This window comes from Amycolatopsis sp. DG1A-15b (genome assembly GCF_030285645.1).
Lineage (GTDB): Bacteria > Actinomycetota > Actinomycetes > Mycobacteriales > Pseudonocardiaceae > Amycolatopsis.
Genome location: NZ_CP127296.1, coordinates 1814909 through 1830810 on the forward strand (window position 1 = coordinate 1814909; position 15902 = coordinate 1830810).

6 protein-coding genes and 1 pseudogene are annotated in these 15902 nt (G+C 73.4%); 4 read left to right on the top strand and 3 right to left on the bottom strand.

Annotated features, from left to right (window positions below):
• The first annotated feature begins 55 nt into the window (after window positions 1–55).
• The gene (locus tag QRY02_RS08470) at window positions 56–6439 is read left to right on the top strand and encodes a beta-ketoacyl synthase N-terminal-like domain-containing protein (RefSeq protein WP_285990935.1); all 6384 of its coding nucleotides are present in this window, start codon (window positions 56–58) and stop codon (window positions 6437–6439) included.
• A gap of 155 nt (window positions 6440–6594) precedes the next feature.
• Here the strand turns inward: QRY02_RS08470 and QRY02_RS48550 are convergent.
• Window positions 6595–7617, bottom strand: a pseudogene (locus tag QRY02_RS48550) (cytochrome P450); the annotation flags it as partial.
• Between the two features lie 96 nt (window positions 7618–7713).
• Window positions 7714–8343, bottom strand: a complete 630-nt coding sequence (locus QRY02_RS08480; protein WP_285990936.1) for a DM13 domain-containing protein — start codon at window positions 8341–8343, stop codon at window positions 7714–7716.
• A 175-nt stretch (window positions 8344–8518) separates the two neighbouring features.
• Here QRY02_RS08480 and QRY02_RS08485 point away from each other — a divergent pair, with 175 nt between their 5' ends.
• Together QRY02_RS08485 and QRY02_RS08490 are read left to right on the top strand one after the other, a co-directional pair.
• On the top strand, window positions 8519–9511 hold the full coding sequence (locus QRY02_RS08485) for a zinc-binding dehydrogenase (RefSeq protein WP_285990937.1): 993 nt from the start codon (window positions 8519–8521) through the stop codon (window positions 9509–9511).
• A 223-nt stretch (window positions 9512–9734) separates the two neighbouring features.
• Window positions 9735–10727, top strand: a complete 993-nt coding sequence (locus tag QRY02_RS08490) for an RNA polymerase subunit sigma-70 (protein WP_285990938.1) — start codon at window positions 9735–9737, stop codon at window positions 10725–10727.
• Between the two features lie 7 nt (window positions 10728–10734).
• Here the strand turns inward: QRY02_RS08490 and QRY02_RS08495 are convergent, their stop codons facing one another.
• Window positions 10735–13410, bottom strand: coding sequence for a glycoside hydrolase family 9 protein (locus QRY02_RS08495; RefSeq protein WP_285990939.1), 2676 nt, complete (start codon window positions 13408–13410; stop codon window positions 10735–10737).
• A gap of 379 nt (window positions 13411–13789) precedes the next feature.
• Between QRY02_RS08495 and QRY02_RS08500 the strand changes: the two genes are divergently transcribed.
• On the top strand, window positions 13790–15898 hold the full coding sequence (locus QRY02_RS08500) for an RICIN domain-containing protein (RefSeq protein WP_285990940.1): 2109 nt from the start codon (window positions 13790–13792) through the stop codon (window positions 15896–15898).
• The last annotated feature ends 4 nt before the right edge of the window (window positions 15899–15902 follow it).

The following is a 15902-nucleotide window of genomic DNA, read 5'->3' on the forward strand; positions in this document are numbered from 1 at the left end:
CCCGAACGGACGCGGTGCGGGCGGCGGGGCGGGCGGTTGCGGTATACCCGGAGCAGTGGAGGAAATCCGGGCCGAGTTCATCAGGCCGCTGCTGACGTCGTTGTCCGCGCACCCCGCCGGACGCCCTGCCTACTCCGACGGCCGGCGGACGCTGACCCACGGTGAGCTGGCCCGCGCCAGTGCGGACTTCGCCGCGGGGCTCGGCGTGTCCCGGGGCGATCGCGTGCTGGTCCACGTCGGCAGCCGGGTCGAGTTCGTCGTGGCCCTGCTGGCGGTGCTGCGGGCGGCGGCCGTCGGCGTGCCGGTGAGCGTGCGGTCGACCGAAGCCGAGCTCGCCCACCTGGCCGACGACTCGGGGGCGACCCTCCTGATCACCGAGTCGCGGCATGCCGAGGTGGCGCAACGGCTGCGGCAGAGCCGGCCGGGCCTTCGGGTTCTCTTCGTCGAGGAGCCGCCGCCGGCGGCGGCTCCGCCGCGGGACGACCTCGGGCTCGACGAGCCCGCTTGGCTGCTCTACACCTCCGGCACCACCGGACGGCCGAAAGGCGTTCTCCTCTCGCAACGCGCGATGCTGTGGTCGACCGCCGCCTGTTACGTCCCCGTGTTCGGGATCGAGGCCGGTGACACCGTGGTGTGGCCGCTGCCGGTCCACCATGCCTACGCCCTGTCGCTCGCCTTCACGGCCACGATCGCGCTCGGCGCCCACACCCGGCTCGCCGACGGCTGCTCGCCGGAGCTGCTCGCGCAGTACCCGGGCTGCGTGCTCGCCGGGGTGCCGGCCACCTACCTGCGGCTCCGCCAGGAAGCCGACGGCCCGGTCGTCTCGCCGAGGCTGTGCCTGACCGGCGGTGCGCCGTGCACGCCGGCGACCCGCGCCGCGGTCCGGGAGCTGTTCGGCCTGCCCCTCGTCGACGGCTACGGGAGCACCGAGACGGGCGGGAAGCTCGCGATGGAGCGCCCCGGCGAACCGGGACTGGTCCCGGTGCCCGGCATGGAGGTCCGGATCGACGCGGGGGAAGTGCTCGTCCGCGGCCCGGGACTGATGCTGGGCTACCACGGGCAACCCGGGTCGCCGTTGCGGGACGGCTGGTACCGCACCGGTGACGCCGGCCGGTTCGACGGCGGCCGGCTGGTGCTGGACGGCCGGGTCGACGACGTGATCGTCTGCGGTGGCCAGAACGTCCACCCCACCGAGATCGAGGCCGTGCTGGAGGAGTCCCCGTCGGTGCGGGAAGTCCTCGTCACCGGCCGGCCCGACGACGTCGTCGGGCAGGTGCCGGTGGCGTTCGTGGTCGCCGGGCCGGACGGCTTCGACGCCGAGGAGCTGCGTCGCCTCTGCCTCAGCAGGCTTTCGCTGCACAAGGTGCCGGTGGCCTACCTCGAAGTCGACTCGATCCCGCGGACGGCGTCGGGCAAACCGAAGCGGCACGCCATGGCGAGCGCGCCGGAGCAGCGGGACCTCGCCGCGGTGGTGCGGGCCGAGCTGACGGCCCTCTGCGGGCACGACGGCGGCGACGGGTGGCGGGACCGGCCCTTCACCGACCTCGGGTTGTCTTCCCTGGCCGGCGTGCAGTTCCGGCACCGGATCACCGCGCTGACCGGCGTGCCCGTCCCGCACTCGCTGATCTACGACTTCCCCACGCCGGGTGCGGTGATCGCCGAGCTGACGCGGCTCGCCTCGGCGAGCCCGGCGGAGCCGCCGCGCGCGAGCCCGGCGAAGTCCGCGGAACCGATCGCCGTCGTGGCGATGGCGTGCCGGTTCCCCGGTGGCGTGCGCTCGCCGGATGACCTGTGGCGGCTCGTGGCGGACCGGGTGGACGCGACGAGCGAGTTCCCCGCCGACCGCGGCTGGGACGTGGCGGGGTTGTACGACCCGGACCCGGACCGGATCGGGCACTCGGTGACCCGCCGCGGCGGGTTCCTCGACGGTTTCGCGGACTTCGACGCCGGGATGTTCGGCATTTCGCCGCGGGAGGCGCTGGCGACCGACCCGCAGCAGCGGCTGCTGCTGGAGACGTCCTGGGAGGCGTTCGAGCGGGCCGGTGTCGACTTGGCGACCCTGCGCGGCAGCGACACGGGTGTGTTCGTCGGCGTCATGAACGAGGACTACGCGAGCCGGTTCACCAGCCATCACGAGCTCGAGGCGTGGCTGGGCATCGGCTCCTCGCACGCGGTCGCCTCGGGCCGGATCTCCTACACCTTCGGGCTCACCGGACCCGCTCTCACCGTCGACACGGCCTGCTCGTCTTCGCTGGTCGCGCTGCACCTGGCCGTGAAGGCGCTGCGCGAGGGGGAGTGTTCGCTCGCGGTCGCCGGCGGGTCCACGGTGATGGCCACCCCGCGGACCTTCCTCGCCTTCAGCCGGCAGCGCGGCCTGTCCCCGGACGGCCGGTGCCGGTCCTACGCGGCCGGAGCCGACGGCACGGCGTGGTCGGAGGGCGCCGGGGTGATCCTGCTGGAACGGCTGTCCGACGCCCGCCGGAACGGGCACCCGGTGCTGGCCGTGCTGCGCGGCACCGCGGTGAACGCCGACGGCGCGTCGAACGGCCTGACCGCGCCCAGCGGACGCGCCCAGCAGGCGCTCATCGCGGCGGCGCTCGCGGACGCGGGGCTGACCGCGGCGGACGTCGACGCCGTCGAAGGGCACGGGACGGGAACGCCGCTGGGTGACCCGATCGAGGCGGACGCGCTGATGGCGGCGTACGGGCGTGGCCCGCGCCGGGAGCCGCTCTGGCTGGGCTCGGTGAAGTCGAACATCGGCCACACCCAGGCCGCCGCCGGGATCGCCGGCGTGATCAAGGTGGTGACGGCGCTGCAGCACGAGCAACTGCCGGCGTCGCTCCACGCGGACGAGCCGAGCCCGCACGTCGACTGGGCGTCCGGCGCGGTGAAGCTGCTGGCGGAGGCCCGGCCGTGGCCGCACGCGGACCGGGCCCGCCGGGCGGGGGTGTCGGCCTTCGGGATCGGCGGCACCAACGCGCACGTGATCGTCGAAGAGGCACCGACGCCGGAGCCGCCGGCCCGGCGGCCGTTCCCCGCGGCGCCCTGGCTGCTCAGCGCCGCGGACGGCGACGCGCTCCGGCTCGTCGCGGCCGGGCTGGCCGAGGCGCCTGACAGCGTCGATGTCGCCTACACCCTCGCCCGGCGGACGCCGCTCGCCCACCGCGTGCTGGTGCCCGCGGCGAACCGGGAGGCCCTGCGAGCGGTCGCCGAAGGGCGCGTGCCCGGCCGGACCGTCCGGAGCGGAACCCGGCTCGCCGTGGTGTTCGGCGGGCAGGGCGCGCAGCGGGCCGGGATGGGCCGGGAGCTGGCCGAGCGGTTCCCGGTGTTCGCCGACGCCTTCGAGGAGGCGTGCGAAGCCCTGGGCGATGACGTGCGCGATGTCGCCTTGGCCGGCGGGGAAACGCTGGACCGAACCGATCACGCGCAAGCCGCGCTGTTCGCCTTCGGCGTCGCGCAGTACCGGTTGTTCGAGTCGTGGGGCCTGCGCCCCGACGTCCTGCTGGGCCATTCGATCGGGGAGATCACCGCCGCGCACGTCGCCGGCGTGCTGTCGCTGGCGGACGCGGCAACGCTCGTGGCGGCGCGCGGCCGGCTCATGGCCGCGTTGCCCGGCGACGGGGTGATGATCGCCGTGGTGGCCGCCGAGGCGGACGTGGCCCCGCACGTGGGCGGCGCCGTCGCCATCGCCTCGGTCATCGGGCCGCGTACGGTCGTGCTCTCCGGCGAGAGAGCCGCGACGACGGCGCTCGCCGATCGCTTCGGCGGCGGGACGCTGCTGCGCGTCAGCCACGCCTTCCATTCACCGCTGCTGGACCCGATGCTCGACGAGTTCCACGAGGTCGCTGCGGGACTGCCGCACCACCGTCCTGCCCTCCCGCTCGTCTCGTGCGTGAGCGGGGAACCGGTCGAGGAGATCGAGCCGGGCCACTGGCGCCGCCACGCTCGTTCGACGGTGCGGTTCGCCGACGCGCTCGCCACGGCGACGGCTTCCGGGCCGGCCATCGGCCTCGAGATCGGCCCGGCGCCGACGCTCGGCCGCCTGGCCGCCGACATCATGCCGATGACGTCGGCCAGGATGTCGGGCTTCGGGGCGCTGGCCGCGGCGGGCGCGGTGCACACGGCCGGCGTCCGGGTGGACTGGCCCGCGGTGTTCGCCGGCTCGGGCGCGCGGATCACGCCGTTGCCCACGTACCCGTTCAAGCGCACCCGGTACTGGCTGGACCAGCCGGCCCCGGAACAGACCGGCGACCACGCCGTGCTCGGTCCGGCGCTGGCGGCGCCCGACTCGCCGCGGGTCGTGCACGGCGGCTCGCTCGGCGTCCGCCGCCACCGGTGGCTCGCCGACCACGTCGTCGGCGGATCCGTGCTGGTGCCCGGGACGTTGTTCACCGAGCTGGCTCTGCACGCGGGCGGAGCGGGCGTCGAGGAGCTCGTGATCGAAGCCCCGCTCCGCCTGGACGACGGCGAGGACGTCCACGTCCAGGTCGTCGTGGACGAGCCGCGGATCGACGTCTACGCCCGGGCCCGCGACGACGAGCACTGGCGGAAGCACGCCGGGGGGAAGCTGCGCCCGCGCGGCCCGCTCCCGCCCGCCTGGAGCGAGGCGTGGCCGCCGGCCGGGGCCGTGGCAGCCGACGTCGCCGAGGCCTACCGCGCGCACGCCTACGGGCCCGCTTTCCAAGCCGTGCGACGGTTGTGGCTGCGCGGTGAAGAGTTCTTCGCCGAGGTCGAGCTGCCGCCGGACGTCGGGGGCCGGTTCGAGCTGCACCCGGTCCTGCTGGACGCGGCCGTGCACGCGACCGCGCTGGCCGAGGGGCCGGCGGCCGGGCAGCGGGTGCCGTTCCTCTGGAGCGGGGTCGAGGTCTACGCGCCCGGTGCGCGGCGGGCCAGGGTGCACGGTGTCCGGCTCGGCGCCGGCGCGGTCCGGGTCACGCTGTACGACGAAGCCGGGAACCCGACGGCCGGGATCAAAACCCTGACGACCCGGCCGATGGCGGCCCCCGACACCATGCTTTACCGTCCACAGTGGATTCCGATGTCGCCGGTGGCGGCCGCGGAACCGGTGCGGATCGTGGAAATCGCCGGTGTGCCGGGTGACGTGCGCGCGGTGGCCGGCCACGCGCTCGCCGTTCTCCACGACTGGCAGGGCGGCCGCGACCGGCTCCTCCTGGTCACCCGCAACGCGACCGGCCCCGATCCCGACCCGGCCGCCGCGGCGGCGTGGGGACTGGGCTGCGCGGCCGCGGCGGAACACCCGGGCCGGATCAGCATGGTCGACCTCGAGCCGGGCTTCCCGGTGACGCGGGTGGCCGACCTCGCCGGCGGCAGCGCGGAGCCGCAGATCGCCGTGCGCGACGGAGTTCCGCACGTCCTGCGGATCACGCGGGCCGCCCCGGCGCCGGCGCGCCCGATCGACGCGAGCGGGACGGTGCTGATCACCGGCGGGACGGGAGCGCTCGGCGCCGTGCTGGCCCGGCACCTCGTCACCGAGCACGGCGTCCGGCACCTCCTGCTGGTGAGCCGGAGCGGGCCGGCGGCGCCCGGAGCCGGGGACCTGCTCGCGTCCCTGCGGGAACTCGGGGCGGACGCGCGGATCGTCGCGGCCGACGTCGCGGACCGGGCCACCGTCGTGGGGCTGGTCGGCAGCTGCGATCCACCGTTGACGGCGGTCGTGCACAGCGCGGCCGTCGTCGACGACGGGGTGCTGGCGGCCCAGACGGCGGAACGCCTGGACGTCGTGCTGCGCCCCAAGGCGGACGCGGCGCTGGTCCTCGACGAGGTGACCCGGCACCTGCCGCTGACGGCCTTCATCCTGTTCTCCTCGATCGCCGGGGTGTTCGGCAAGGCCGGGCAGGCCAATTACGCGGCCGCGAACCGGGTGCTGGACGCCGTGGCGTCCCGCCGCCGGGCGGCGGGGCTGCCCGCGTTGTCGCTGGCGTGGGGACTGTGGGAGCTCGGCACCGGTCTCGGCGACCGGATCTCGGCCACCGCCCGGCGGCGGATGCAGGCGTCCGGCGTCGAGGGGCTGACCGCCGAGCAGGGCCTGGCGCTGTTCGACGCGGCGCTCGGCTCGGCCGAACCGGTGCTGGTGCCGGTCCGGTTCGACCCGGCGGCGTCGATGGCGCCGCCGACCGGGGCTTCGGCCGTCCGCTCGGCTTCGGTGCGGTCCAGCTGGCCGGAGAACCTGGCCGAGCCGGAGCTGCGCGAGCTGCTGCGCGCGGAGGTCGCCGCGGTACTGGGGCACGAGGACGCCGCCGTGATCGCCGACGACCGCCCGTTCCCGGAGCTCGGGTTCGATTCGCTCACCGTGATCGAGCTGCGCACCCGGCTCACCGGGTTGTCGGGCATCGACCTGCCCGCCACCGTCGTCTTCGACCGGCCCACCGTCGCCGAGCTGGCCCGATACCTCCTGGAGCGCCGGGGCGTCACCAGGTGACGGGCAAGCTTCGAGACCCCGCGCAGCAAACCACCGCGGCGCCATTCGATGTCCGCCGCGGAGATCGCGAGGCGCAGGCCCGGCCGGCGCCGGGCCAGCGTCGAGAGCAGGACGTGCAGCTCCAGCCTCGCCAGCGGCGCGCCGACGCAGTGGTGCACGCCGAAGCCGAACGCGACGTGGTGGTTGACCTTGCGGCCGAAGTCCAGCTCCCCGGCCGAGGGGAACACCGACTCGTCGCGGTTGGCCGAGTCCAGCTGGACCAGGACCGCGTCGCCGGCCCGGATGGCCTGGCCGCCGATTTCGAGGTCCTCCTTGGCGATCCGGGCGAAATCCGCGCCCGTCGCCAGCGGCACGAACCGCAGCAGCTCCTCCACCGCCGACGGGATCAGCTCGGGACGGGCGACGAGGGTCGTCCACCGGTCGCGGTCGGCCAGCAGCTCGACGAGCATGCTGCCGGTGAGGTTCGCCGTGGTCTCGTGGCCACCGGCCAGCAGCGCCACGCCGAGCATGAGCAGTTCGTCGTCCGTCAGGCGGTCTTCCGCGTCGCGGGCCGCGACGAGCGCGGTCAGCAGGTCGTCGGTGGGTGCTTCCCGGCGCTGCGCGATCAGGGTGTGCAGCGCGCCGGCCAGCTTCCCGCGGGCATCCGCGACGTCCGCGGCGGTCACGGATCCGCCCGAGGCGACCAGCTTTTCGGTGCACTCGCGCACCATCCGCCGCTCGCCCGGCGGAACGCCGAGCAGCTCGCCGATCACCAGGACGGGCAGCTCCCACGCGACCGCCGAGGCGAAGTCCACGGGCGGGCTGACGCCGTCGAGGAGCGCGTCGACGATCTCCTGGATCCGGGGCCGGAGCAGCTCCACCCGCCGGCCGGTGAAGGCCTTGGCGACGAGCGCCCGGACGCGGTCGTGCTCCGGCGGATCCATGGCCAGCAGGTTGCCCGCCGGTTCGAAGCCGGGCCGCCCGCGCGGCACATCCGCCCCGGCCGCGGCGGCGCGGGAGAACCGCGCGTCCGAGAGCACGAACCGCGTCTGTTCGTAGCGCGTCACCAGCCAGGCAGCACCGCCGTAGGGCATCGTGACACGCACCGGCGCGCCGGACTTCCGCAGTTCGGCGAAGAGCGGGTGGGGCAGCAGCGCCACGGCGTCCCCGAAGGGGTAGGGAACAGGCTGGACGTCCATCGCCTCATCGTGCGGCAGGGGGTGTGGCGCGGTGTACCGCCCATCGGTGGCCGGGAAGGCGGCGATGAGCGTTCGCGGCCTGGTTCCCCCGGGCCGTCAGGCCGGGTGCCGGGCCAGTTCCGCCGCGCCGAAGGAGACGTTGAAGCGGTCGCACCAGAGGCTCACGCTGGTGTAGGCGGCCGGGTCGGTGCCGGCCGGCAGGGGGTAGTTCTGGTTTCCCTTGTTCCCCTTGAGCTTGCCCGCGTCGAGGTGCTTGCCGTCGTCGAAGACGGCCCAGCCGTCCTTGCCCGGTTTCACCGGTGCGTCGGTGAGCCAGACGTGCACGTCGGGGCCGCTGCTGGTGGCCAGGTTCTCCAGCCGCAGCACGAACGACCCGTCGGCCGCGCGCAGGAGCCGGACGGTGCCCGTGGTCCGGTGCTCGTGGCTGATCAGGGTGCCGCCGGCGAGTTCCGCGGGCTTGGCCGAAGTGGACGGCGACGGCGACGTGGACGGCGACGGCGACGTGGACGGCGTCAGCGGTGTGGACGGCGGCGGAGGTGTCGACGGCGGCGGAGGTGTCGACGGCGGTGCGGGCGCCGGCGCGGCGGCCGGCAGTTCCTCCTGGACCGTCTCGTCCACCACCAGCTGCCACGGCTGGAACCAGAACAACCCCGCCGCGACGGCGACCACGCCCGCCACCAGGATGCTCAGCACCCAGGGCCGCCTGACCAGCCGCGTCCGGTTCATTTCACGCTCCTCCGTCTTCGATCTTCTGCCGCTTCATTCAACGGGACGAATCGCCCATCGAGGCCCGGTGCGCGGTTACCGATCTCTTACGGGCGCCGGGCCAGGCAGCCGATTCCTTTCGCGGGCCGCCTCGGTCTCCCTGTCGTAAACCGACCGAGAAGGAGAGCCGATCACCGTGAGCGTTCCCGCCACCATGCGCGCCCTGCAGCAGACCTCGCTGGACGGACCGCAGGACATGCACCTGATCACCGACGCGCCCGTGCCCAGCCCCGGCCCGGGTGAGGTCTTGATCCGGGTGGCCGCCGCCGGGGTCAACTTCGCCGACCTCTCGAAAGCCTGCGGCACCTTCCGGGACGGCCCCCGGCCGCCGTATCGGGCGGGGTTCGAGGCGGCCGGCGAGGTCGTCGCGGTGGGGGAGGCGGTGACCGGCCCGCCACCGGGGACGCACGTGATCGGGATCGGCGACGGCGCCTTCGCCGAGTACCTGGTCCTGCCGGCGGCGGCCGCGAGGCCGGTGCCGGCGGGCTGGCGCGCCGAGCAGTCGCTGGGCCTGGTCGTGAACTGGCCCACCGCGCTCGCCGCGCTCAAGCCGCTCGGCCGGGTGGCGGCCGGGGAGACCGTCGTCGTCCCCGCCGCGGCGGGCGCGACCGGCCAGGCCGCGGTGACCCTGGCCAAGCACTACGGTGCGACCGTCATCGCCACGGCCGCACCGGGCAAGCACGAGACCGTGCTGGCGCTGGGGGCCGACCACGTCCTGGACTCCCGTACCGGCGACCTCGCCGCCGAGGTCCGGCGCCTGACCGGCGGTGCCGGCGCCGACCTGGTGCTGGAATCGGCCGGCGGCGCCACGTTCGCCGCGAGCCTGGCCGCGGCCAAGCCGGTGACCGGCCGGGTCGTCGTCTACGGCCTGGCGGGCGGCGAAGCTTCGCTCACCAACCGGGAGCTGGTGTACCGGCACCAGGTCCACGTCATCGGCCTCAACATCGGCACCCTGATCCAGGCGGCACCCCGGATCTTCGGCGAGGTCATGGGCGAGCTCGCCGCGCTCGTCGCCGCCGGCGTCGTCACCCCCGCGCGCCCGGCCACCTACGACCTGGCCGACGGCCCCGAGGCCCTCGCCGAGCTGGCCGCCCGGGCGACCGTCGGCAAGCTGGCGCTGCTGCCGTGACCGAGACCGTGGACGCGGCCGCCGAGCCCCGGGCGCGATTCGTCGTCCACCTCCCGCTGGCGAAGCAGTACCCGGGCTGCGCGGCGCGCCGCCGAGGACGCCGCGGCGAACCTCGCCCGCTACGCCACCTTCCGCGGATGCCTGCTGACCTGTGCTTCGATTCCTTTTCCGCGGTGTGCCGGTCGTACCGGGGAGTGGTCGATCGGCGGAACGAGGAGCACACATGGCAGGCAGGCAATCCGCGGCGGCGCCCGCGCGCGAGCGGGACCGGTTCGCCGCCGAAACCGCGGGGTTCCGCCGGGAGCTGCTGGCGCACTGCTACCGCATGGCCGGTTCGGCGCACGACGCCGAGGACCTGGTGCAGGAAACCTACCTGCGGGCGTGGCGGTCCTACGCCGGCTTCGAGGGCCGTGCGTCGATCCGGTCGTGGCTCTACGCCATCGCCACCAACGTGTGCCTGACCGCACTGGAGCCGCGCCGGAACCGGGTGCTGCCCTCGGGGCTGACCGGTCCGCACGACGGACCCGATCGCCCGCCGGTCCCGGCCGGGCCCGACGAAGTCGCCTGGCTGGAGCCGTTGCCGGACCACTGGGTCGCCGACCCGGCGGCGGCCGTGGTGGCGCGCGAGTCCCTGCGGCTCGCACTCGTCGTCAGCTTGCAGCACCTGCCGGCACGTCAGCGCGCGATCTTGCTCCTGCGGGAGGTGCTGGCGTTCACCGCTCCGGAAACGGCCCGGATCCTCGGCACCACCACGGCGGCGGTGAAGAGCGGCCTGCAGCGCGCCCGGGCCCGGCTCGACGACCTCGGAACACCACCCGAGGACCTGCTCGAACCCACCGACCGGCGGGCACGGGCGCTGCTCGAGGGGTACATCGCCGCGTTCGAACGCTCCGACGCCCACCTGCTGGAGCGGGTGCTGCGCGCGGACGCCACGCTGGAGGCAGCACCGTTCCGTGACTGGTACGCGGGCCGCGCGCAGTGCCTCCACCTGCTCGGCACGTACGTGCTGGGCACGCCCGGCGACTGGCGGATGAGCGCCACCACCGCCAACAACCAGCCCGCCGCCGCCGTGTACCACCGGGACACCGGCGGCGTCCTCCGGGCCCACGGCGTCGTGGTGCTGACCCCGACGGTCACCGGCATCTCGCGCGTGGTCGAGTTCCACGACCCGGCGCTGGTCACCACGTTCGGCTTTCCGGACCGGCGCCCGGACTGAACGGGTCTCAGGGTTCGGTACCCCAGGCCAGGGCCGCGGACTGGTAGGCGGTGGCGGTGGCGAGGTCGGTGAAGGACGCCGCGGTGCGGTAGCTGTAGTCGTCGGACTGGTCGAAGGCGGACCAGTCGGCTTTGGCCACCCGGACCTGGAGCTCGCCGGTGCTCGCGCCGGCGGCGAGGGTGCCGCCGCTGAAGCCGACCTCGACGTAGGCGTCGGCACCCGGGCGCGGCGTACTCAGCTTCACGACGCGCAAGGTGACGTTGCCGCAGCCGGGAACCGCGTAGTCGCACCAGACCTGGTAGCCCGGGTTGGCGGCGTCGCCGGTGAACCAATAGCGCGCGGTGACGCTGTTGAGCGGCACGGACGTGCTGCCCCGGTTGACGATCTGGAGGCTGGTCCGGATCTGGTTGGCGGTGGCGGCGGTGCCACCGCGCTGCTGGACCGCGAGCGAGCCGGTGCCGGTGCCGGTGGTCGTGGTGGTGACCGCGACCGGGCTGCTGAGCGGCGACTGGTTGCCGGCGGCGTCGCGAGCGCGGACCGAGAACGTGTACGCGGTGCCGGGCGTGAGGCCGGTGACCTGGTAGCTGGTGCCCGAGGTGCTGCCGATCGTCGCGCCCGCCGAGTCGAGCACGTCGTAGCCGGCGACGCCGACGTCGTCGGTGGCCGCCGTCCAGGTGAGGGTGGCGCCGGTGCTGCCGGGGGTGGCGGTGACCCCGGTGGGTGCGGTCGGCGCGGTGGTGTCGCCCGTGGACTGTCCCGGCTGGCTGCCCCACACCACCGCGGCGCCCTGCGTGAGCACGAGCTGCGGGTTGTCGGCGGGCGCGCTCCCGCTGGGGGCGAGGCCGGTGTGCGACCAGTCGTTGCCGGGCGCCCAGGTGCCGGTGCTGGTGATCCGGAACTGCACCTCCTTGCGGTAGCGCGACTGGCCGCCGGGGGCGACGCCGCCGGAGCACGGCACCTCGACGTAGTAGACCGCGCCGGAGAACTGGTGCAGCGTGGGCGCGTCGCACTGGTTGTACGCGGAAGTGACCGAGATCTGGCCCGGCGTGGTGCTGCCGTCGAGGGTGAAGTAGTAGCGCAGGGAGCCGGTGAACGTGCGGGCCGGCCACGCCGACTTGTTGATCACGTACGCCTTGACCTCGGTGAACGTGCCGCCGTCGGGCTGGTTGAGCGCGCCCTGCGCGAGGAGCTCGGGGCCGTCGGGGGTTTCCTTCGGCGGGAAGGCGGCCAGTGGCGTGCCGCCGTACTCGCCGTAGAGCCGGGCCAATGCGCCGGTGAAGCCGGCGTTGTAGTCGAGGGCCACCTCGTTCATCGTGTAGTTGGTGCGGTCGTCGGTGTACGCGTCGTTGGGCGAGGACGGGCCGCCGACGAGCGCGCCGTACAGGACGTGCCGGCTCTGCGCCGGTTCGTTGATGTTGTCGGCCCAGGACCCGTGCGTGGTGCGGTGGTGCGGGTTGCGGGGCGGGTTGACGCCGAACCCGACCTCGAAGCTCGCGCCGCGCGGGTTGTCGCCGAGCGCGTAGTTGATCTGCCGCACGCCGAAGTCGTGGTAGGTGGTGGCACGGGCAGGATCGGTGGCGCGCAACGAATCCGCGTAGGTGAGCGCGACGAAAGCGGTGTTCGCCGCGTAACGCAGTGAGCCCCACTGGTCGAGCACGGCCTGCCCGCCGGGGGAGTAGGGCACGCGCTGGCCGTTGACGCCGGTGGTCCACCAGTCCAGCCAGCGGTTGGCGTCGGCGACGTACTCGGGGTCGTGGGTGAGCTGGGCGAGCAGGACGTAGGCGCCGTAGGACTTGTCGTCCCAGGCCAGTGTCCAGCGGTAGGAGCGGGTGGTGGTCTGCGGTTCGGTGGCCAGCTTCTCGTACTCGGCGCGCGCCTTGGTCAGGTAGGTCGCGTCACCGGTGGCTTTGTAGAGCCAGATCGCGCTCCACACGAGCTCGTCCTGGTAGCCGCTCCAGGACTTGTAGAAGTTCTGGGCGTCGGTGATGCAGTTCGAGTAGACGCCTCGGTGGTTGTCGGCGAACGAATACAGCTGCTTGGCGTGGGTGAGCAGGGTGGCGGCGTAGGTGGGGTCGTCGCCCTGGAACACCATCGAGCTCGCGGCCATCTGCGCGGCGGCCTCGCCGGCGAGGTCCGAGCCGGGGCAGGAGTCGTCGATGCGGTAGGCGGGCCGGGCCATCGCCATCGTCTCGGCGGGGCCCCACCACTTGTGGTCGTCGTCGCCCTTGCCGACCTGGCCGTAGAGCACGTCGGGTTGCGGGTGGGCCTTGATCAGCCAGTCGTCGCCCCAGCGCAGGTTCGACAGCAGGGACGACCACTGGCCGGAGGTCTGGTAGGCGGCGCGGTTCTCCAGCGCTCCCCAGGCGAGCATGGTCATGCTGAACTCGAACGGCAGCCCGAACTTGACGTGGTCACCGGCGTCGTAGAACCCGCCGGTCAGGTCCCGGCCGACGTCCTTGCCGTCGTCGAGGGCGGACGGGCCGCGCCAGGAGACCCGGTTGCCGGCGGGCAGCGCACCGGAGCGCTGAGCGTCGTAGAACCAGACGGCCTTCTGCAGCGCCTCGCCGTAGTTGAACTTCCCGGCGGGGGCGCCCGCGGACACTCCCGGAACCGCCAAGGTCAGGCCGAGCACGAGTAGCGCCACGACCGCGCGGGCCACTGCCTTCGTCGTCGAAGTACGCACTCCGCCTCCTCCTCGTCGAGTCTGGGAGCGCTTCCAGAACGAAAGCGTAGGAAGCCGGGGCCGCTGTGTAAAGCATCGCGGCCCGCGGTGGCCGGTTCTCGAACCGATTCGACACTGCGTTCGGTGGCGATGTAACTTTCAGCTCCTGACGGGCCTCGCGGCCGGGATCCGGGTGTCGGATGACCGTGACTCGGATGACGAATACCGTTCTGTGACAACGACTGCACGAGATCGGTCGCAGCCCGGTGGAGTTTCGTTTAATGACCATTGTGGACAGTGTACGCCCAGCGTCATTGACCTTCGGTCGACCGGGTTCGTACTATTCCGGCGAGCTCACCGGGCGAACCGGTTCGACGCTCGTGAACCGCAGGAGGAGTCGATGAAGACGAATCTCCGGCTGGGGCGCCTGGCTTCGGTGGCCGCGGCGGTCCTGGTGGTGGCGTTCCCGGTGCTGCCGGCGGCTCCGGGGCAGGCGGCCGCGGGTGAGTCGATGACGGTGGACCTCGCGTCGGCGCGCGGGCCGTCGACCGCGGTCGGCGAGGGGTTCCTGTACGGCATCAGCCAGGACGGCACGCAGCCGGCGGACCAGTACCTGCAGCCGCTGGGCATCACCGCCTTCCGCGGTGGCGGCTGGTTCTCCGGCGGGTGGATCCGGGACAACTACCAGAACGGCAACGCCACCAAGGCCGACCTGAACTCGATCATCGCGCAGGCGAAGCGGCTGACCCAGCCGCCTTACCACGCCCAGTACCAGGTGCTGGTCAGCGACATCTACGGCGCGAACGGCGGCCAGCCGTCGAACACGATGTACCCGTGCGACAACGGGAACTGCACGAACTGGATCAGCTTCATCGACGCCACCGTGGGAGCCTTGCAGGGCTCGGGCCTGAAGTTCGCCTACGACATCTGGAACGAGCCGGACATCTCCGCGTTCTGGACGCGCGGGGTGTCCAGCCCGCAGTACTTCCAGATGTGGGACACCGCCTACCGGGAGATCCGCCGGCTCGCGCCGGGCGCGCTGATCGTGGGCCCGTCGCTGGCGTTCACGCCGGACCAGAACCCGGGGGAGTGGAACGCGTTCCTCTCGCACACCAAGGCGGCCGGGACCGTGCCGGACGAGATCACCAACCACGACGAGGGCGACGGCGACGACCCGGTGCAGGTCGGCCAGTCGATCACCCGGTACCTCGCGAACAACGGACTCTCGCCGATCCCCTTGTCCGCCAACGAATACCAGCCGGCCGACCGGCAGACCGCCGGGGTGACGGCCTGGTACCTGGCGCGCTTCGCGCAGTCGAACTACGTCAACGCGATGCGGGGCAACTGGGTCTGCTGCGTGACCCCGAACCTGACCGGAGTCCTCACCCAGAGCGGGGGGAACTGGCTGCCGACGGGCCACTGGTGGGCGCTTCGCGACTACGCGGACATGACCGGCACGCTGGTGAACACCTCCGGCCAGGTCGGCTCCACCGCGATCTCGGCGGCCAAGGACAGCGCCGCCGGCCGCGCCGTCGCCGTCATCGGTGACGAGAAGGGGTACACCGGCCCCGTGTCGGTCGCCTTCACCGGCCTGTCCGCGGTGCCCTGGCTGGCCGGGAACGGCAGCGTCAAGGTCGTGGTGCAGCGCATCCCCGACCAGGCGCCGCTGAACGCACCGCAGGTCGTCTTCAACCAGAACGTGAACGCCTCCGGCGGCTCGGTGACGATCCCCTTCACCTTCCAGGCCTCGCACGACGCCTTCGCGATCTACCTGACGCCGACGGGTCCGACGAGCGGCAACACCGTCACCGTCACCAGCCCCGGCGACCAGACCGGGACCGCCGGGACGGCGATCGGCGGCGTGCAGATCCACGCCACCGACTCGGCGGCCGGGCAGAGCCTGGCCTACGCGGCCACCGGCCTCCCGCCGGGGCTGTCGATCAACGCCTCCTCCGGCCTGATCACCGGCACCCCGACGGCGGGCGGCAGCTACGGCGTGACGGTCTCCGTCACCGACACCACCGGCGCGGCCGGGACGGCGACCTTCACCTGGACGATCTCCGGCGGCACGGGCGGGTTCCCGGGCGGCGACCACACGCTGGTGACCGTCGCCGGCAACCTGTGCCTGGACGTCTACGGCAACTCGAGCACCTCCGGCGCCGTCATCGACCAGTGGACCTGCAACGGGCAAAGCAACCAGCAGTTCCAGTTCGTCGCGGCTTCCGGCGGCTACGGCGAACTGCGGGCGCGGAACTCCGGCCAGGACGTCTCCGTGTCCGGCAGCTCGACGGCGCAAGGCGTCCCGGACATCGTCCAGCAGCCGGCGAACACCTCCGCCGGAAGCCTCTGGCTACCGCAGCAGCAGTCCGACGGCAGCTGGCAGTTCAAGAACCGGAACAGCGGCTTGTGCCTGGACGTCTACGGCGCCAGCGGCACCGCGGGACAGCAGCTGGACCAGTGGCCGTGCAAGAACGCCCCCGGCACCAACCAGGACTTCTCCGCACGCTGACGCA